Origin of the sequence: Pseudomonas marginalis, from assembly GCF_900105325.1 — a bacterium.
GTDB classification, from domain to species: Bacteria; Pseudomonadota; Gammaproteobacteria; order Pseudomonadales; family Pseudomonadaceae; genus Aquipseudomonas; species Aquipseudomonas marginalis.
In genome coordinates this window covers 1,078,166-1,097,435 of record NZ_FNSU01000001.1, presented here as the reverse complement: position 1 = coordinate 1,097,435, position 19,270 = coordinate 1,078,166, and the positions used below count along the sequence as shown (strand labels likewise).

Sequence of the window (19,270 nt, the reverse complement as noted above, 5' to 3'; positions counted from 1 at the left end):
GGCACCCAGGGTATAAAGCCCCTCGTGAACTGTTGCCAAGAGCCGCCCATGAAATTGCTGATCGTCGAAGACCAACCGAAAACCGGCCACTATCTGCGCCAAGGCCTGGCCGAGGCGGGCTTTACCACCGAACTGGTGGCCGACGGCACCAGCGGCCAGCACCTGGCGCTGACCGGCGATTATGACCTGTTGATCCTGGATGTGATGCTGCCCGGTCGCGACGGTTGGCAAATCCTGCAAGCAGTGCGCAGTGCCGGCCTGGAGATCCCGGTGCTGTTTCTGACCGCCCGGGATGCCGTGGAAGACCGGGTGCACGGCCTGGAACTGGGTGCCGACGATTACCTGGTCAAGCCCTTTGCCTTCTCCGAACTGCTGGCGCGGGTACGCAGCCTGTTGCGCCGTGGCAGCAGCACGCCGCAGGAAACCGCCCTGCAACTGGCCGACCTGCGCCTGGACCTGCTCCGCCGCCGCGTCGAACGGGACGGCCAGCGCATCGACCTCACCGCCAAGGAATTCTCCCTGCTGGAACTGCTGCTGCGCCGCCAGGGCGAAGTCCTGCCCAAGTCGCTGATTGCCTCCCAGGTGTGGGACATGAATTTCGACAGTGACACCAACATCATCGAAGTCGCGATCCGGCGCCTGCGCCTGAAAGTCGACGATCCTTTCCCCACCAAGCTGATCCATACCGTGCGCGGCATGGGTTATGTGCTGGAGGAGCGCAGCCATTGATCCAGCGTCTGTCCCTGGCCAGCCGCCTGGCCCTGCTGTTTGCGGCGTGCACCGCGGTGGTCTCGTTGTTCGCGGGCGTGCTGTTCAACCGTGCCAGCGAGGCGCACTTCATTGAGCTGGACCAACAGCAACTCGACAGCAAGCTGGTGGCGCTGCGCAGCACCTTGCAGGGCGTCGAATCACTGGACTCATTCGCTCAACGCGAAGCGCAGCTGCGAGCCGAACTCAATCGCCAGCCTGATCTGACATTGCGCATCACCGCCGCCGGCCAGCGCTGGCTGGACGATGCGCCAAGCGTCAGCCTGCCCGAGGCGCCTGGCCTGCACACCCTGCAGAACGCCGGCACCGACTACCGCGTCTACAACGCCCCCTTGAGGCCCGGCCAGCCCGCCTCACCGCAACTGACCCTGATGCTCGACATCACCCATCACCAGCACTTCCTGCAACGCATGCAACATTTGATCTGGCTCACCGTCGGCCTGTCGGCCCTGGCCACCGCGCTGCTGGGCGCCTGGGCTGCACGCAGTGGCTTGCGGCCGTTGCGGCGCATGGGCGAAGTGGCTGCCAGTGTATCGGCCCACTCCTTGACCCAACGCCTGCCTCAACAGCAAATGCCGGCGGAACTGGCCGAATTGGCCCAGGCCTTCAATGCCATGCTCGGGCGATTGGACGACGCCTTCCAACGCCTGTCGGCCTTCTCCGCCGACATTGCCCATGAACTGCGCACGCCCCTGTCGAACCTGCTGACCCAGACCCAGGTCATCCTGACCCAACCGCGCCCCCTGGAGGATTACCGCGAAGCGCTGCACAGCAACCTGGAAGAGCTGCAATGGATGGCGCAGTTGGTGAATGACATGCTGTACCTGGCCAAGGCGGACCACGGCTTGCTGGTGCCCAAGCGCGAGCCGTTGGTACTGGCGGATGAAGTGGAGACGTTGCTGGAGTTTTTCGCGTTGCTGGCAGAAGACGCACAGGTCTCGCTGGTACGCGAAGGCGGCGCGCAAACCGCCGGCGATTGCGGCATGCTGCGCCGGGCCCTGTCGAACCTGCTGGATAACGCCCTCAGGTTCACCCCGGCCGGCGGCCAAGTGCGCGTGCGGATGGTTGAAGGCGCACGGGGCGTGACACTGACGGTAGAAAACAGCGGGGAAGGTATTCCAGCGCACGTGTTGCCGAGGCTGTTCGACCGGTTCTACCGAGCCGACCCGGCGCGCCATGAGGGCAGCAGCGAGCATGCGGGGCTGGGATTGGCGATTACCCAGTCGATTGTGCGAGCCCATGGGGGAGGATTTTTTGTGAATCCGCGGCGGGGTGGACAAGGTTTGTGATTGAGTTGCCCAGGGGAAATTGATGCAAGCCGGGCCGGCCCTATCGGGGCATAGGTATCTACACAACTCTTAAAGGCTGACACATAACTCTGTGGTGAGCGGGCTTGCCCCGCGCTGGGCTGCGAAGCGGCCCCAATAAGGTCACCGCAGAGTGCCAGAATCAATCGAGGTGAAGGTTTTGGGGCTGCTTCGCAACCCAGCGCGGGCGGTGCGACGATTCGACAAGCCCGCTCACCACAGAAGCCTAATTGCCATAGATTCCATATTCACTGGAAGTTGTGTAGATACTCATGCCTATCGGGGGCAAGCCCCCTCCCACACTTTGATCCGTGAATACATTCACATGTGGGAGGGGCTTGCCCCCGATAGCGGTCTTAAAGACTACGAATACCTAAGGGCATGCGCCGGCTCAATCTTCGCCGCCCGATACGCCGGGTAAATCGTCGCCAGGAAGCTCAACACAAACCCGGCCGTACAAATCAGCACCACATCGCCACTTTGCAGCTCGGAAGGCAGGTTGCTGACGAAGTACACATCCGAACTGAAGATATGCTGCCCGCTCACCCGTTCCAGCCAGCCCACCAGCTCACTCACGTTCAGCGCCGCAATCACCCCCAGCACACCGCCGATCAAGGTGCCGACAATGCCGATCACCGTGCCCTGCACCATGAAGATCGCCATGATCTGCCGTGGCGTGGCGCCGATGGTACGCAGGATCGCGATGTCCGCACCCTTGTCGTTCACCACCATGATCAGCGTGGCGATGATGTTGAACGCCGCGACGGCGACGATCATCAGCAACAACAGGCCGATCATGGTCTTTTCCATCTTCATCGCGCTGAACAAGCTGCCCTGGGTGTGGGTCCAGTCATCGGGCTTGTAGCCGCTGCCGAGGCTGGCAGCGATGTCCGCCGAGACCTTGGGCGCTGCGTACAGGTCTTTCAACGCCAGGCGCACGCTCTGCACCTGGTTCGGCTGCCAATGCTGTATCTCGGCGGCGTCAGCCATGTGGATCAAGGCCATGGAGCCATCCAGCTCGGCGCCGACCTTGAAGATACCCACTACGTTCAGACGCTGCATGCGCGGGGTGATACCACCGGGTGCACTGCTGATCTCCGGGACGATCAGGGTCAATTTGTCGCCCACATTCAGGCGAAAACGCCGGGCGGTGATTTCGCCGACCACCACGCCGAACTCACCGGGCTTCAGGTCTTCCAGTTTGCCCTGCACGATATGCTGGGCCACGATCGACACCTTGCCTTCCTGGGCCGGGTCAACACCGCTGATCTCAATCGGCTGCATCGCGCCCTTGTAGGAGAACATGCCGTCCATCTGCGTGAACGGTACGGCGGCAGTCACTTGCGGATTTTTCATCGCCGCAGCGGCCAGCGGCTGCCAATCGTCGATCGGGTTCACCCCGACGATAGTGGCGTGGGGCACCATGCCAAGGATGCGCGAGCTCATTTCACGCTGGAAGCCGTTCATCACCGACAGCACCACGATCATCGCCAGCACGCCCAGGGCGAGGCCAATCATCGAGGTCATCGAGATGAACGAAACAAAACGGTTGCGGCGCTTGGCGCGGGTATAGCGCGTGCCGATGAAAATCGATAACGGTCTGAACATTCGCGGGCACCGTTGGAAAAATAGAAAACCCGGCGTCAGGCACCGGGCTTGAAACAGGTCAGATGGCGACCAGATGACCTTCCTGCAGGTGCAGCACGCGGTCCATCTGGCGGGCCATGCTCATGTCATGGGTCACCACCAGGAACGCGGTGCGCATCTGGGTGCTCAGTTCCAGCATCAAGTCCTTGATGCCCTGGGCGGTGTGGGAGTCGAGGTTGCCGGTGGGCTCGTCGAGCATCACCAGGCCCGGGTTGTTCACCAGGGCACGGGCAATCGCCACACGCTGGCGCTCACCGCCGGACAGTTCGGCCGGCTTGTGTTCCAGGCGATGGCCGAGGCCGACGCGCTCGAGCAACGCCTTGGCACGCTGGCGCGCTTCCGGGATCGCGGTCTTGCCGATCAACAGCGGCATGCACACGTTTTCCAGGGCGGTGAATTCCGGCAACAGGTGGTGGAACTGGTACACAAAGCCCAACGAGCGGTTGCGCAACTGGCCACGGGCCTTTTCATTCAGGGCCGACAGTTCTTCACCGGCCAGCCATACGCTGCCCTGGGACGGCGTATCGAGGCCGCCCAACAGGTTGAGCAAGGTACTTTTGCCGGAACCGGAACTGCCGACGATCGCCACGCGCTCGCCGGGATGCAGTTCCAGTTGCAGGTTGGACAGCACCACGACCGACTCCGGGCCTTCCTCGTAGGATTTGCCCAGGTTGCGGCAGCTCAGGATTGCTTTTTCACTCATGCCCGATTCACTCATAACGTAAGGCCTGTGCTGGCTGGGTACGTGCCGCGCGCCAGGCTGGATACAGGGTGGCAAGGAAACTCAGGACCAACGCGGCGCCGCCCACCATCAGCACGTCCTGGGCTTGCACCTGGGACGGCAGGTAATCGATGAAGTAGACGTCGGCGTTGAGGAACTTGTGGCCGATCACCTTTTCAAGCAAGGCGATGGCGGCACTGACGTTCAGCGCGGCCAAAATGCCTACCGCAGTGCCGATCAAGGTGCCGACCACGCCGATCACGGTGCCCTGCACCATGAAGATCGCCATGATCTGCCCCGGCGTGGCGCCGAGGGTGCGCAGGATGGCGATGTCGCCCTTCTTGTCATTCACCACCATCACCAGCGTGGAGATGATGTTGAAGGCCGCGACCGCGACGATCAGCAGCAACAGCAGGCCGATCATGGCTTTTTCCATGCGGATGGCCTGGTACAGGTTGCCGTGGGTGCGGGTCCAGTCGCGGGCGTAGTACTGGCTTTCACCCAGGTGCTGGGCGATTTCCCAGGCGCCACGCGGGGCATCGAACAGGTCGTTGAACTTCAGGCGCAGGCCTTGCACCTGGTCCGGCTGCCAGCGATGCAGGCGGGCCAGGTCGGTGAGGTTGGTCAGGCCGAGGTAGCCGTCGATCTCGCCGGCGCCGACGTGGAAGGTGCCGACCACGGTAAAGCGCTTCATGCGCGGGAACATGCCGGCCGGCGTCACGGTGACTTCCGGCGCGACGAAGGTCAGTTTGTCGCCGATGCCTACGCCGAGCTTGGCCGCCGCCTTGTCACCGATGACAATGCCAAAACTGCCGGGGGCCAGATCGTCGAGCTTGCCCTGCAACATGAACTTGTCGATGATCGAGACGTTGCGTTCCTGGGCCGGATCGATGGCATTGAGCAGGATTTTCTGCACCTTGCCGTCGTTGGTCAGCAGCCCCTGCATCTGGGTAAACGGCGCCACGGCCACTACCTTGGGGTTCTGCTTGACCTTGGCGGCCAGGCTTTGCCAGTCGCTGATGGGCGCATCGCCCTCGATGGTCGCGTGGGGCACCATGCCCAGCACGCGGGTGCGCATTTCATGATCGAAGCCGTTCATCACCGACAGCACCACGATCATCACGACCACACCAAGGGCGAGACCGATCATCGAGGTCAAGGAAATGAACGACACAAAATGATTGCGACGCTTTGCACGGGTATAACGCGTGCCAATAAATACGAAGAGAGGTCTGAACATGTCGGGGCTTGTTCGGAGGAAAAGAAGACGTCCCGGTGGCGGGGTCTGGTAAGCAGCTTTACACTCAGACCATTACCGTTACCTGGGGTTCGCCATGTCGACATTAGATGAAGAAGAGCGCCGCGAATACTACCGTATCGACGACATGATCGCACTCCAAATCAAAAGCCTGTCTGCCCCCGAAGCGGCGAGCAAGGAAGTGTTGCTGGATGATTCACCGCTGTTCAATCTGCTCAGTGAACTGCACCTGAGCGAATTTGAAGCCCAGCACCTGCTGCGCCAGCTCAGCGAGAAGGATCGCACCCTCGTCGCCTTTCTCCGCGTGCAGAACAAACGCCTGGATTTGCTCAGCCAAATCATGGCCCGCGGCCTGCTGGATGAGGTCGGCGCCCCGCAGCCGGTGATCATTTCCGAAGGCGGCATCGATTTCCAACACCCCTCCCCCTGACGGTGGGTGCGCACCTGGCGGTCAAGCTGGTGCTGATGCCCCAGGCGCTCGGCCTGCTGCTGCGCGCGCGGGTCACCCATTGCGATTCCAAGGGCACAGGCTTCGACGTCGGCACGGAATTCGAAGCCATGACCGATGCCCAACGCCAGCTCCTGGCGCGCTACATCCTGCAGAAACAGGCGCAGGAACGGCGCCTGGCACGGGAACAGAGCGACGCCCAAGACACCTGAATTCGTATTTACCCTGCCAGACAACCTGGCGTAAAGGAGCAACTGTGACCCTGATCTACGGCCACCGCGGTGCCAAAGGCGAAGCACCGGAAAACACCCTGACCAGCTTCCAGGCGTGTCTCAAGCACGGTGTACGCCGCTGCGAACTGGATTTGCACCTGTCCATGGACGGCGAACTGATGGTCATCCACGACCCGACCCTCAAGCGCACCACCGACCGGCGCGGCAAAGTCGTCGAGTATTCGGCGGCAGACCTGGTGAAGATGGACGCGCGCAAAGGCGGCCCGGGCTGGGTCAAGCCTTGCCCGATTCCGCGCCTGGAAGAGCTGTTCGAACAGTGCGACTTCGATCACTGGCAACTGGAAGTCAAAAGCGCCTCGCGCACCCGCGCCGCGACCACCGTGCTGGCCATTCGTGAGATGGCCGTGCGTTTCGGCCTGATGGACAAGGTCACCGTGACCTCAAGCTCGCGGGAAGTGTTGAAGGCGGCGGTTGAACTCACCCCCGACCTGTCACGCGGGCTGGTCGCCGAATATGCGTGGCTCGACCCGCTGAAGGTCGCGCAAAACTACGGCTGTGAGATGCTGGCGTTGAACTGGACGTTGTGCACCCCCGAACGCCTGGAAAAAGCCCAGCGCCAGGGCCTGCACGTGTCCGTGTGGACAGTCAACGAACCTGCGCTGATGCGCAGGCTCGCCGACTTCGGCGTAGATAGCCTGATTACAGACTTTCCCGGTTTGGCCACTGCCACCCTCGAGAATTACTGAAATCGGTCTCCCCGGCCGGCTCAGGCCACCGGCCGGAGCCGCTCAAAAAAGCCGGTTGAGGCCGTCGTAGGCCGCTACCCGATAGGCTTCGGCCATGGTCGGGTAGTTGAACGTGGTGTTGACGAAATACTTGAGGGTATTTTGCTCACCCGGCTGGTTCATGATCGCCTGGCCGATGTGCACGATCTCCGAAGCCTGGTAGCCGAAGCAATGCACGCCGAGGACTTCCAGGGTTTCGCGGTGGAACAGGATCTTGAGCATGCCTTGCGGCTCACCGGCGATCTGTGCACGCGCCATGCTCTTGAAGAACGCCTTGCCCACTTCGTAAGGCACCTTGGCCTTGGTCAGTTCGTGCTCGTTCTTGCCGATCGAGCTGATCTCGGGAATCGTGTAGATCCCGGTCGGCACGTCGTTCACATAACGCCAGCTGCCGTTGTCGACAATGCTGCCGGCGGCCGAACGGCCCTGGTCATGCGCCGCACTGGCCAGGCTTGGCCAGCCTATCACGTCACCGGCACCGTAGATGTTGGTCACGCAGGTGCGATAGTTCTCGTCCACTTCGATCTGGCCACGGCTGTTGACCTTGACCCCGATGTTTTCCATGCCGAGCTTGTCGGTGTTGCCGGTACGGCCGTTGCACCACAGCAAGGCATCGGCCTTGATCTTCTTGCCGGACTTGAGGTGCAGGATCACGCCGTTGTCCAGGCCTTCGACCCGCTCGTATTCTTCGTTGTGACGCACGGTGATGTTGTTGTTGCTGAAGTGGTAGCTCAACGCCTGGGAAATTTCCGAGTCGAGGAAGCTCAGCAACTGGTCGCGGTTGTCCACCAGCTCCACCAGCACGCCCAGGCCGCTGAAGATCGAGGCGTATTCACAGCCGATCACGCCGGCGCCGTAGATGATCAACTTGCGCGGGGTATGGCCCAGGCTGAGGATGGTGTCGCTATCGTAGATACGCGGGTGGTGGAAATCGATGTCCGCCGGGCGATACGGGCGCGAACCGGTGGCGATGATGATGTGCTTGGCCACCAGCTTCTCGACCACGCCGTTGGCGCACACCACTTCGACGGTTTGCTCGTCGGCGAAGCTGCCGGTGCCGAAGAACAGGTCGACACGGTTACGGGCGTAGTAGCCGGTGCGCGAAGCGACTTGCTTGGAGATGACCTTCTCGGCGCTTTTCAACACGTCCGGGAACGAGAACCAGCGCGGCTCACCAATGGCCCGGAACATCGGGTTGGTGTTGAACTGCATGATCTGGCGCACCGAGTGACGCAAAGCCTTGGACGGGATGGTACCCAGGTGGGTGCAGTTACCGCCGACCTGGCGACGGCTATCGACCATCGCCACCTTGCGCCCTGCCTTCGCGGCGTTCATCGCCGCACCTTCTCCAGCCGGGCCGGAACCCAGTACCACCACGTCGTAGTTGTAGACAGCCATGCGTACTCCTCAGAACAGGCCAGGCGCACGGTTGGACGCCTGGCTAAATCATGCCGCGGCCAGCGGTCATGAAGGACAATTTGGCTCAAGTGTGTGAACCGGGGCACAGTCTATATAAGGCTCAACGCCGCGCACATTAACCCTTGGTCGCGTCGTAGGCCAGTTTTGCCTTTACTACAGGAACAGGAAACGGGCATTACACTGCTGACACGCACCTTTGCAGGACGGGCCATTATGCGGCATGTCGTTTTCTGTTTAATGATGATTTTTTCGGTTGTGGTGCATGCAAGTGAGGCAGACCGGCTCCGGCAAGCCGATTTTCCTGCGCAAGCCCATGGACTGGCGCTGAAAAACCAGACGGTGTTCACCTACCTCTGGGCGGATGTGTACGCGGCTGCGCTGTATGCCCCGCAGACTGTGAGCGCCAGGCAGGCATGGGACTCGCAACAGCCGCTGCGCCTTGTGCTGTATTACTTTCGCGACATCGACCGCAACGATGTGATCAAGGCGGCGACGGCCACCTTGGAGCGCCAGCAAGCCAGCCCTCGCCTGAGGATTGAAGTCGACCAGTTGCACGCCAGCTTTCGTAACATCCGCAGCGGTGATCGCTACGCCCTGGACTTTCGCCCCGGCCGTGGCCTGAATCTGGAGATCAATGGGCAGGTGGTATTCAGCAGCCGCAATGACGCGCTGGCAAGGGCCTACCTGGGTATTTGGCTGGCGCCCAAGGGTTTGTCCGATGATTTGCGCGGCAAACTGCTGAAATGAGTATGCATCCTCTGAACGATCGCTATCGGGGGCAAGCCCTAATGCCAGTCAGTTAAGCGTACATCGCCTCCTGTAGGAGCGAGCTTGCTCGCGAAAAACGCCAACGATAACGCGTGCTTCCTGAATGAACGCGGCGCCTGTGAGTTTTTCGCGAGCAAGCTCGCTCCTACAAAAAGCCTTAACTGACTGGCATTAGCCCCCTCCCACATGTCGACTTGTGAATACATTCAAATGTGGGAGGGAGCCTGCTGCCGATGAGGCCCAGCTCGACAACACAAAACCCGCTGCCATGAAAAAGCCCCGAACCAGTCGGGGCTTTTTCATTCAGTGCTAAGGCTTAGCGCGGGAACGCAGGCGGATTGACCCCGGCCATGTCTTCCATCACGCGAACCACCTGGCAGCTGTAGCCGAACTCGTTGTCGTACCAGACGTACAGCACAACGCGGTTGTCCTGGCTGATGGTCGCTTCCGCGTCCACCACACCGGCGTGGCGCGAGCCAACGAAGTCGGTGGACACCACTTCCTGGGAATTGACGAAGTCGATTTGCTTATGCAGGTCGGAGTGCAGCGCCATGTAGCGCAGGTACTCGTTCATCTCTTCACGGGTAGCGGCTTTCTCAAGGTTCAGGTTGAGAATGGCCATCGACACGTTCGGCGTCGGCACACGGATCGCGTTACCGGTCAGCTTGCCGGCCAGCTCAGGCAAGGCCTTGGCAGCGGCGGTGGCGGCACCGGTCTCGGTGATGACCATGTTCAGCGCGGCGCTGCGGCCACGGCGATCGCCCTTGTGGAAGTTGTCGATCAGGTTCTGGTCGTTGGTGTACGAGTGAACGGTTTCAACGTGGCCGTTGACGATGCCGAACTTGTCATTCACAGCCTTGAGCACCGGCACGATGGCGTTGGTGGTGCAGGAGGCGGCGGACACGATCTTGTCGTCAGCGGTGATTTCACCGTGGTTGATGCCGTGCACGATGTTCTTGAGCTTGCCTTTGCCAGGCGCGGTCAGCACGACGCGGTCGATACCCGGGCAGGCCAGGTGCTGGCCCAGGCCTTCGGCATCACGCCATACGCCGGTGTTGTCCACCAGCAGGGCGTCCTTGATGCCGTACTGGGTGTAATCCACCTCGGTCGGGTTCTTCGCGTAGATCACCTGGATCAGGTTACCGTTGGCGGTGATGGTGTTGTTTTCTTCGTCGATGGTGATGGTGCCGTTGAACGAACCGTGTACCGAATCGCGACGCAGCAGGCTGGCGCGTTTGGTCAAGTCGTTCTCGGCGCCTTTGCGCACCACGATGGCACGCAGGCGCAGGCCGTCGCCGCCACCGGTTTTTTCGATCAGGATGCGCGCCAGCAGGCGGCCGATACGACCGAAACCGTACAGGACAACGTCGGTGCCTTTGCGGGCAGCGGCGTTTTGCTGGCCCACCACATCGGCCATTTCTTCACGCACGAACTGCTCGGCGCTGCGGCCGGCACCTTCCTTGCGGAATTTGTAGGCCAGCTTGCCCAGGTCTACCGAAGCCGCGCCGAGCTTGAGCTCGCTCATGGCCTTGAGCAGGGGGAATGTTTCGTGGACGGAGAGTTCGCTGTCGTCGGCGGAACGATGGCGAGCAAAGCGATGCGCCTTGAGAATCGCGATGACTGATTGGTTGATCAGGCTGCGGCCATAGATCGAGCTCACCACATTGTTATTGCGGTACAGCTGACCGATAAGCGGGATCATCGCTTCTGCGAGTGCTTCACGGTCGATCCATTCACCAAGACACTGGTCGGGCTTCTGAGTCACGGGAACCTTCCACATGTAGGGGCTGAAAAAAGGGGCTACATTATGTCGTCCGACCGCCCGTTGAGCAATGCGCCAACCACAACAAAAAGCCCTTGCAAAAAAATACCACCCCGCTACAGGCCAGGAAACACGCGGGTTTCAGAAGGCCACCAATGGCGCAGTGCCGCCAACTTGTCCGTAACTCTCCGAAACATCCGTGCAAAACGGCACTACATAATGAGTCAAAAGGCTGCTTTGTTTGTCTTAGCCACTACATTTCCTACAAACCGTAATAGGCTCAGTCAGCAACTGACAGGCGGCACCTCGGGCCGTTACAATTACCGACTTTGTCGCAACGCTTGGAGCTCAACCTTCCGTGCCCGTTCTGCGTCTACCGCTTCTCCCTGCCGCGGCAGGTAAACAGCACTGGGGCAACCTGCCCGGTGCCGCCCTGAGCCTGGCCATTGCCGAGGCTGCCAGCGCAGCCAAGCGCTTTACCCTGCTGCTTACCGCCGACAGCCAAAGCGCCGAACGGTTGGAGCAGGAGCTGAGCTTCTTCGCCCCCGATTTGCCGGTGCTGCATTTTCCCGACTGGGAAACCCTGCCCTACGACCTGTTCTCGCCGCACCAGGACATCATCTCCCAGCGCATCGCCAGCCTGTACCGCCTGCCGGAACTGGCCCACGGTGTATTGGTGGTGCCGATCACCACCGCCCTGCACCGCCTGGCGCCGACCAAGTTCCTGCTGGGCAGCAGCCTGGTGCTGGATATCGGCCAGAAACTCGACGTGGAACAGATGCGCACGCGCCTCGAAGCCAGCGGCTACCGCTGTGTCGACACGGTGTATGAGCACGGTGAATTCGCCGTGCGTGGTGCGCTGATCGACCTGTTCCCCATGGGCAGCAAGTTGCCGTACCGCATCGACCTGTTCGATGACGAAATCGAGACCCTGCGCACCTTCGATCCGGAAAACCAGCGGTCCATCGACAAGGTCGAGTCGATCAAGCTGCTGCCGGCGCGGGAGTTCCCGCTGCAAAAGGACGCGGTCACGCGCTTCAAGGCGCGCTTCCGTGAACGCTTTGATGTGGACTTCCGCCGCTGCCCGATCTTCCAGGACTTGAGCAGCGGGATTACCCCGGCCGGTATCGAGTACTACCTGCCGCTGTTCTTCGACGAAACCTCGACCCTGTTCGACTACCTGCCCCAGGACACCCAGGTGTTCTCGTTGCCGGGCATCGAACAGGCGGCGGAAAACTTCTGGAACGACGTGCGCAACCGCTATGAAGAGCGCCGCGTCGATCCTTCCCGGCCTTTATTGCCGCCTGCCGAATTGTTCCTGCCGGTGGAAGACTGCTTCGCCCGCCTGAAAAACTGGCCGCGCGTGGTCGCCAGCCAACAGGATGTGGATACCGGCAGCGGTCGCGAGCGTTTCCCGGCGGCGACGCTGCCGGACCTGGCGATCCAGGCCAAAGCCACGCAACCCCTGGAAGCACTCTCGAACTTCCTCGGCGACTTCCCCGGCCGCGTGCTGTTCACCGCCGAGTCCGCCGGGCGCCGTGAAGTGCTGCTGGAGCTGCTGGAACGCCTGAAGCTGCGGCCGAAAACCGTCGACAGCTGGCCGGATTTTGTCGCCGGCAAAGAGCGCCTGGCGATCACCATCGCGCCACTGGACGAAGGCCTGCTGCTGGATGACCCGGCGCTCGCGCTGATCGCCGAAAGCCCGCTGTTCGGCCAGCGCGTGATGCAGCGTCGCCGCCGTGAAAAACGCGCCGACGCCAACAACGATGCGGTGATCAAAAACCTCACGGAACTGCGCGAAGGCGCGCCGGTGGTGCATATCGACCACGGTGTCGGCCGCTACCTGGGCCTGCAGACCCTGGAGATCGACAACCAGGCCGCCGAATTCCTCACCATGGAATACGCCGAGGGCGCCAAGCTCTACGTGCCGGTGGCCAACCTGCACCTGATCGCCCGCTACACCGGCAGCGACGACGCCCTGGCGCCGTTGCACCGCCTGGGCTCCGAGACCTGGCAGAAAGCCAAGCGCAAGGCCGCCGAACAGGTGCGCGATGTCGCCGCCGAACTGCTCGACATCTATGCCCGTCGTGCGGCGCGCGAAGGGTATGCCTTCGCCGACCCGAAAGCCGACTACGCCACCTTCAGTGCCGGCTTCGCCTTCGAAGAAACCCCGGACCAGCAAACCACCATCGAAGCGGTGCGCGCCGACATGCTCGCGCCCAAGCCGATGGACCGCCTGGTGTGCGGCGACGTGGGCTTCGGCAAGACCGAAGTGGCCATGCGCGCGGCCTTTATTGCGGTACACGGCGGCAAGCAAGTGGCGATCCTGGTGCCGACTACCCTGCTCGCCCAACAACACTACAACAGCTTCCGCGACCGCTTTGCCGACTGGCCGGTGACCGTGGAAGTGATGAGCCGCTTCAAGTCCGCCAAGGAAGTGAATGCCGCCGTCGCCGACCTCGCCGAAGGCAAGATCGACATCGTGATCGGCACGCACAAGCTGCTGTCGGACGATGTAAAGATCAAGAACCTGGGCCTGGTGATCATCGACGAAGAACACCGCTTCGGTGTGCGTCAGAAAGAACAGCTCAAGGCCCTGCGCAGTGAAGTCGACATTCTTACCCTCACCGCCACGCCGATTCCGCGCACGCTGAACATGGCGGTGTCGGGCATGCGCGACCTGTCGATCATCGCCACGCCGCCGGCGCGGCGCCTGTCGGTGCGCACGTTCGTGATGGAGCAGAACAAAAGCACAGTCAAGGAAGCGCTGCTGCGCGAATTGCTGCGCGGCGGCCAGGTGTACTACCTGCACAACGACGTAAAAACCATCGAGAAATGCGCCGCCGACCTCGCCGAACTGGTGCCGGAAGCACGCATCGCCATCGGCCACGGGCAGATGCGCGAACGCGATCTCGAACAGGTGATGAGCGACTTCTATCACAAGCGCTTCAACGTGCTGATCGCCTCGACCATCATCGAGACCGGCATCGACGTGCCTAGCGCCAACACCATCATCATCGAGCGGGCGGACAAGTTCGGCCTGGCCCAGCTGCATCAGCTGCGCGGCCGGGTTGGGCGCAGTCACCACCAGGCGTATGCCTACCTGCTGACGCCGCCCCGCCAGCAGATCACCGGGGACGCCGAAAAGCGCCTGGAAGCGATCGCCAACACCCAGGACCTGGGCGCCGGTTTTGTGCTGGCCACCAACGACCTGGAAATCCGCGGTGCCGGCGAACTGCTGGGCGATGGCCAGAGCGGGCAGATCCAGGCCGTCGGCTTCACCCTGTATATGGAGATGCTCGAACGCGCGGTGAAAGCCATCCGCAAGGGCGAGCAGCCAAACCTCGACCAGCCCCTGGGCGGCGGTCCGGAAATCAACCTGCGCTTGCCGGCGTTGATCCCCGAAGACTACCTGCCGGATGTGCATGCACGGTTGATCCTGTACAAGCGCATCGCCTCGGCCACCGACGAAGAGGGCCTCAAGGACCTGCAGGTGGAGATGATCGACCGCTTCGGCCTGCTGCCCGAGCCGACCAAGAACCTGGTGCGCCTGACCCTGCTCAAATTGCAGGCCGAGCAGCTTGGGATCAAGAAAGTCGACGCCGGGCCGCAAGGCGGGCGTATCGAGTTCGAAGCGCAGACACCGGTGGACCCACTGGTGCTGATCAAGCTGATCCAGGGCCAGCCCAATCGCTACAAGTTCGAAGGGGCTACGCTGTTCAAGTTCATGGTGCCGATGGAACGTGCCGAAGAACGCTTTAATACATTGGAGGCGTTGTTCGAGCGCCTCATCCCGAAATCTGCTTGAAGGACGCCCCAATGCGCCTGTTCCGCATTCTGAGCCTGTTGTTGGTGGTACTCGCGCCTTCGGCATTTGCCGACAGTCCGTACCAGGTGGAAATGATCCTGGTACGCCAGAACGCGGAGCCGGCGCTCAACAGCCGCGCGGCGCCGGAAAACTGGGATGCGGGCGCGCAGCGGTTGGGCGACAGGCTGAGCCCGCCGCGCCTGAACAATATCGTCGACAAACTCAACGCCGATAACAGCTTCACCGTGCTGGCGCACAAGGCCTGGGAACAGAACCTCGGCGAGCAGCCGGTCAGGATCGCGATCACCGACGGCCAGGAGCAGTTCGGCCAGTTCCCCATCGAGGGCGTGTTAAGCCTGCAACTGGGGCGTTTCACGGATATCGATGCGGACTTCTGGCTCAACACGTTCGACAGCAACGGCAGCGTGGTGGCCAGCGAACACCTGAGCCAGAAAGACGTGCGCACCAAGAACAACCAGCTCAACTACCTGGATGGCGGCCATCTGGCACTGCTGATCAAGATCACTTCGCTGACCGCCAAGCCACCCAGCGCACCCCCGCCCGACATTCAGGACTGATCCAGCGCCATGCCCCTGACGTCGCCGTTGACCAAACCCCTGGCCCCTTCATGGGCCAATCGCTTCAAAGAGCAAAGCCTGGAGCGCGGGCGGCGCTATGCCCTGGAGAACCGCGTGCGCATCGTCGAATCCGGCGACAGCACCATCGTCGCCAGTTGCGAAGGCTCGGGGGGCAACGTTTACCGGCAGACCATCTCCTTGCGCGAATCGGCCAAGGGCGCGCTGATCCTGGTGGACAGCCGCTGTACCTGCCCGGTGCACACCAACTGCAAACACATCGCGGCGGTGCTGCTCAAGGTCCAGGAAACCCTGGCCTACCCGGCGGCGGCCCAGGATGCCGAGTTGCTGGAAAAACTCCAGGCCGTGCTGGATAACCGCGTGGTGCTGCCGCAGGTGGTGATGGAGGATGTGGTGCCCGTGCCGCGCCTGTGGCTGGCCAGCGTCGAGTTCAGCGCATTTGAACCGCGCAACGGCAAGATGCAGCGCTATATCCAGCACCGTGCGGCGCTGTCGTTCAACTATTTGGGCAACTATGTCAGCGGGCAGAAAAACGCCGACATCATCGTGCGCCAGGAAACCCAGAGCCTGCGCATCAAGCGTCATCCCGAGCTGGAGCAGCCCTATCGCGAGCAACTGCGCCTGCTCGGTTTCAAGATCGCCACGCGCCAGAGCAAGGCCTTGCCGGAAAGCGCCGGCGAGCTGTTCGAGATGGTTAATGACAGTGCCTGGCTGAACTTCACACTCAATGCCTCGCCGACCCTGCGGGCCGAGGGTTGGGAGTTGCAGATCGACGAAGACTTCGGGTTTGACCTGAGCGCGGTCGACGACTGGTACGCCACTGTCGATGAAGGCCCCGAGCGCGACTGGTTCGACCTGGAACTGGGGATTATCGTCAACGGTGAGCGCCTGAGCCTGCTGCCGATCCTGCTCAACCTGATGCGCTCCCACACCGAGATCCTCAACCCGGAAAAACTCGCGCGGCGCCGCGATGACGAGCTGATCCTGGTGAATATCCCCGGCCTGCCCAATGGCGGTCATGGCCCGCTGCAAGTGGCCCTGCCCTACGGCCGCCTGAAACCGGTACTGGCCACCCTCGGTGAGTTTTACCTGCAGGAGCCGGGCACCACCGCGCTGCGCCTGGCCAAGGCCGATGCGATTCGCCTCAACCCGCTGGAAGACCTGCCCCTGCAATGGGAGGGCGGCGAGAAGATCCGCAACTTTGCCCAGCGCCTGCGGGACATCAAGGACTTCACCTGTGTGGCACCCGAAGGCCTGAACGCGACCTTGCGGCCTTATCAACTGGAAGGGTTGAGCTGGATGCAGTCGCTGCGCCAGCTGGAGGTGGGCGGCATTCTTGCGGATGACATGGGCCTGGGCAAAACCCTGCAGACCCTGGCGCATATCCTCAGTGAAAAGATCGCCGGACGCCTGGACCGGCCGTGCATGGTGGTGATGCCCACCAGCCTGATCCCCAACTGGTTGGACGAAGCGGCGCACTTCACCCCGCAACTCAAGGTGCTGGCGCTGTACGGGGCCACGCGCAAAAAACACTTCGCCAGCCTGCAGGACTACGACCTGCTGTTGACCACCTACGCGCTGCTGCCCAAGGACATCGAGCACCTGGCCGCCCTGCCCTTGCATGTGCTGATCCTCGATGAAGCCCAGTACATCAAGAACCCTTCCAGCAAGGCTGCCCAGGCCGCGCGCGAGCTGAATGCCCGGCAGCGCCTGTGCCTGAGCGGCACACCCCTGGAAAATCACCTGGGCGAGTTGTGGTCGCTGTTCCACTTCCTGCTGCCGGGCTGGCTGGGCGACGTCAAAAGCTTCAACCGCGACTACCGCGTCCCCATCGAAAAGCGCGCCAGCGAAGTACGACTGCAGCACCTCAACGGTCGGATCAAACCCTTCCTGCTGCGCCGCACCAAGGAGCAGGTGGCCACGGAGCTGCCGCCCAAGACCGAGATCATTCACTGGGTCGACCTCAATGAGGCCCAGCGCGATGTGTACGAGACCATGCGCCTGGCCATGGACAAAAAGGTCCGCGACGAAATCACCCGCAAAGGCGTGGCGCGCAGCCAGATCATCATCCTTGAAGCACTGCTGAAGCTACGCCAGGTGTGCTGCGATCTGCGCCTGGTCAACGATGCGACCCTGCCCACCCGTGGCAGCAGCTCGGGCAAGCTCGACAGCCTGATGGAAATGCTCGAAGAGCTGTTTGAGGAAGGTCGCCGGATCCTGTTGTTTTCCCAGTTCACCTCGATGTTGAGCCTGATCGAAGTGGAGCTGAAAAAGCGCGGTGTCGCCTACGCCCTGTTGACGGGCCAGACCCGCGACCGGCGCACACCGGTGAAGGATTTCCAGAGCGGCAAGTTGCAGATTTTCCTGATCAGCCTGAAGGCCGGCGGTGTAGGGCTGAACCTGACCGAAGCCGATACCGTGATTCACTACGACCCTTGGTGGAACCCGGCCACGGAAAACCAGGCCACCGACCGCGCATACCGCATTGGCCAGGAGAAGCCGGTGTTCGTGTACAAGATGATCGCGCGGGGCACGGTGGAGGAGAAAATCCAGCACCTGCAAAAGGAAAAATCCGACCTGGCAGCGGGTGTGCTGGATGGGCGTACCACGGGGGATTGGCAGTTGGGCAACGACGATATCGAGGCGTTGTTTGCGCCGTTGCCCAATAAGCAGGAAAAGCGCTAGATCAGCTGTGCATCCCGCAAAGCACCAAGTGCGGTGAGCCAGCGCGGATCCTGCTTGTAGTCAGTCGAAGCAATCGCCTGCCCACGCATACGCGCGATGCGGGCCGACGGCGTGACCTTCATGCGCTGCGCCGCACTCAGCGCCAGCTCAGCCGCCGCACGGTCGTTGCACACCAGCCCCATGTCGCAACCTGCGGTCAGCGCCGCCTCGATCCGACTGGCCGCGTCGCCGACCACATGGGCACCGGCCATCGACAGGTCATCGCTGAAAATCACCCCATCGAACTGCAACTCGCCGCGCAGGATGTCCTGCAACCAGCGGCGTGAGAAGCCGGCAGGCTGCGCATCCACCTGCGGGTAGATAACATGCGCCGGCATCACTGCCGCCAACTGCTTGCTCAGGCGTGCGAAAGGCACCAGGTCATTGGCGCGAATCTGTTCCAGGCTGCGTTCGTCATTGGGAATCGCGACGTGAGAGTCGGCCTCGGCCCAGCCATGGCCCGGGAAGTGCTTACCGGTGGCGGCCATGCCGGCGCTGTTCATGCCACGGATAAAGGCACCGGCAAGCACGGCGGCGCGCTCGGGATCGCCCTCGAAGGAACGGGTGCCGACCACGGCGCTGCGCTGGTAGTCCAGGTCCAGTACCGGGGCGAAGCTCAGGTCGAGGCCGACCGCCAGCACTTCAGTGGCCATGATCCAGCCGCACTGCTCGGCCAGGTACTCGGCGTTGGGGTTGTCCGCCAACGCGCGCATGGCCGGCAGGCGCACAAAGCCTTGGCGCAGGCGCTGTACGCGACCGCCTTCCTGGTCGACCGCCAGCAGCAGGTCCGGGCGCACCGCACGAATCGCCGCGCTCAATTCCCGCACCTGCCGTGGGTGCTCGATATTGCGCGCAAAAATGATCAGGCCACCGACCTCAGGCTGGCGCAACAGGTGGCGATCCTCGGCCGTCAGCCAAGTACCGGCCACGTCGACCATCAAAGAACCTTGCAGGGCAGCAGTCATAAACCTTCCTTAAATAACGCACGCAACCCGTTGTCCTCACCAGGCGCAGTGAGGACAACGG

12 protein-coding genes and 2 pseudogenes are annotated in these 19,270 nt (G+C 62.0%); 8 read left to right on the top strand and 6 right to left on the bottom strand.

Features of this window, described 5'->3' with window-relative positions; all coding sequences use genetic code 11:
• Positions 1–48 precede the first annotated feature (48 nt).
• Both BLW22_RS05315 and BLW22_RS05310 read left to right on the top strand, forming a co-directional pair.
• Positions 49–729: a heavy metal response regulator transcription factor gene (locus tag BLW22_RS05315; protein ID WP_027604224.1), complete on the top strand. Its 681-nt coding sequence runs from the start codon at positions 49–51 to the stop codon at positions 727–729.
• A pseudogene (locus tag BLW22_RS05310) lies at positions 726–2,080 on the top strand (heavy metal sensor histidine kinase). Before BLW22_RS05315 ends, BLW22_RS05310 begins: the two are co-directional and overlap by 4 nt.
• 358 nt (positions 2,081–2,438) lie before the next feature.
• On the opposite strand, the gene BLW22_RS05305 reads toward BLW22_RS05310, so the two are convergent.
• From BLW22_RS05305 to BLW22_RS05295, 3 genes are read right to left on the bottom strand one after another with little or no spacing between them, the layout of a single operon-like run.
• Entirely contained in the window at positions 2,439–3,683 is a 1,245-nt protein-coding gene (locus tag BLW22_RS05305; protein WP_065928151.1) for a lipoprotein-releasing ABC transporter permease subunit, read from the bottom strand.
• A gap of 58 nt (positions 3,684–3,741) precedes the next feature.
• Positions 3,742–4,425 (bottom strand): lipoprotein-releasing ABC transporter ATP-binding protein LolD, encoded by a 684-nt coding sequence (gene lolD / locus BLW22_RS05300; protein WP_024074097.1) that lies wholly within the window; start codon positions 4,423–4,425, stop codon positions 3,742–3,744.
• 7 nt (positions 4,426–4,432) lie between these two features.
• A complete protein-coding gene (locus BLW22_RS05295) occupies positions 4,433–5,683 on the bottom strand; it encodes a lipoprotein-releasing ABC transporter permease subunit (RefSeq protein WP_027604228.1) in 1,251 nt (416 codons plus the stop codon).
• 94 nt (positions 5,684–5,777) lie between these two features.
• On the opposite strand from BLW22_RS05295, the pseudogene BLW22_RS05290 reads away from it, so the two are divergent.
• Positions 5,778–6,361, top strand: a pseudogene (locus BLW22_RS05290) (PilZ domain-containing protein).
• A gap of 44 nt (positions 6,362–6,405) precedes the next feature.
• A complete protein-coding gene (locus tag BLW22_RS05285; protein WP_027604230.1) occupies positions 6,406–7,128 on the top strand; it encodes a glycerophosphodiester phosphodiesterase in 723 nt (240 codons plus the stop codon).
• A 42-nt stretch (positions 7,129–7,170) separates the two neighbouring features.
• Here BLW22_RS05285 and sthA read toward each other — a convergent pair whose 3' ends face one another.
• Positions 7,171–8,565, bottom strand: a complete 1,395-nt coding sequence (gene sthA / locus BLW22_RS05280) for a Si-specific NAD(P)(+) transhydrogenase (protein ID WP_005786183.1) — start codon at positions 8,563–8,565, stop codon at positions 7,171–7,173.
• 234 nt (positions 8,566–8,799) lie between these two features.
• On the opposite strand from sthA, the gene BLW22_RS05275 reads away from it, so the two are divergent.
• A complete protein-coding gene (locus BLW22_RS05275) occupies positions 8,800–9,333 on the top strand; it encodes a chalcone isomerase family protein (RefSeq protein ID WP_065928154.1) in 534 nt (177 codons plus the stop codon).
• A gap of 337 nt (positions 9,334–9,670) precedes the next feature.
• Here BLW22_RS05275 and BLW22_RS05270 read toward each other — a convergent pair whose 3' ends face one another.
• Complete coding sequence (locus tag BLW22_RS05270; protein WP_074844503.1) at positions 9,671–11,134, bottom strand: glyceraldehyde-3-phosphate dehydrogenase; 1,464 nt, start codon at positions 11,132–11,134, stop codon at positions 9,671–9,673.
• Positions 11,135–11,474: 340 nt separating this feature from the next.
• On the opposite strand from BLW22_RS05270, the gene mfd reads away from it, so the two are divergent.
• The 3 genes from mfd to BLW22_RS05255 are packed head-to-tail and all read left to right on the top strand — an operon-like array spanning position 11,475 to position 18,205.
• Entirely contained in the window at positions 11,475–14,924 is a 3,450-nt protein-coding gene (mfd, locus tag BLW22_RS05265; protein WP_065939340.1) for a transcription-repair coupling factor, read from the top strand.
• A gap of 11 nt (positions 14,925–14,935) precedes the next feature.
• The gene (locus BLW22_RS05260) at positions 14,936–15,502 is read left to right on the top strand and encodes a CsiV family protein (RefSeq protein WP_065928156.1); all 567 of its coding nucleotides are present in this window, start codon (positions 14,936–14,938) and stop codon (positions 15,500–15,502) included.
• 9 nt (positions 15,503–15,511) lie between these two features.
• Complete coding sequence (locus BLW22_RS05255) at positions 15,512–18,205, top strand: DEAD/DEAH box helicase (protein ID WP_074844500.1); 2,694 nt, start codon at positions 15,512–15,514, stop codon at positions 18,203–18,205.
• On the opposite strand, the gene nagZ is transcribed toward BLW22_RS05255, so the two are convergent.
• Positions 18,202–19,209 carry a beta-N-acetylhexosaminidase gene (gene nagZ / locus BLW22_RS05250; protein ID WP_065947399.1) on the bottom strand — a complete coding sequence of 336 codons (1,008 nt, stop codon included), beginning with the start codon at positions 19,207–19,209 and terminating at the stop codon, positions 18,202–18,204. The two genes, BLW22_RS05255 and nagZ, sit on opposite strands and share 4 nt — an antisense overlap.
• Positions 19,210–19,270 lie beyond the last annotated feature (61 nt).

Coding starts and splice junctions, on each gene's coding strand:
- BLW22_RS05315 (WP_027604224.1), top strand. CDS start 49: ATGAAATTGCTGATCGTCGAAGACCAACCGAAAACCGGCCACTATCTG.
- BLW22_RS05305 (WP_065928151.1), bottom strand. CDS start 3,683: ATGTTCAGACCGTTATCGATTTTCATCGGCACGCGCTATACCCGCGCC.
- lolD (WP_024074097.1), bottom strand. CDS start 4,425: ATGAGTGAAAAAGCAATCCTGAGCTGCCGCAACCTGGGCAAATCCTAC.
- BLW22_RS05295 (WP_027604228.1), bottom strand. CDS start 5,683: ATGTTCAGACCTCTCTTCGTATTTATTGGCACGCGTTATACCCGTGCA.
- sthA (WP_005786183.1), bottom strand. CDS start 8,565: ATGGCTGTCTACAACTACGACGTGGTGGTACTGGGTTCCGGCCCGGCT.
- BLW22_RS05275 (WP_065928154.1), top strand. CDS start 8,800: ATGCGGCATGTCGTTTTCTGTTTAATGATGATTTTTTCGGTTGTGGTG.
- BLW22_RS05270 (WP_074844503.1), bottom strand. CDS start 11,134: ATGTGGAAGGTTCCCGTGACTCAGAAGCCCGACCAGTGTCTTGGTGAA.
- BLW22_RS05260 (WP_065928156.1), top strand. CDS start 14,936: ATGCGCCTGTTCCGCATTCTGAGCCTGTTGTTGGTGGTACTCGCGCCT.
- BLW22_RS05255 (WP_074844500.1), top strand. CDS start 15,512: ATGCCCCTGACGTCGCCGTTGACCAAACCCCTGGCCCCTTCATGGGCC.
- nagZ (WP_065947399.1), bottom strand. CDS start 19,209: ATGACTGCTGCCCTGCAAGGTTCTTTGATGGTCGACGTGGCCGGTACT.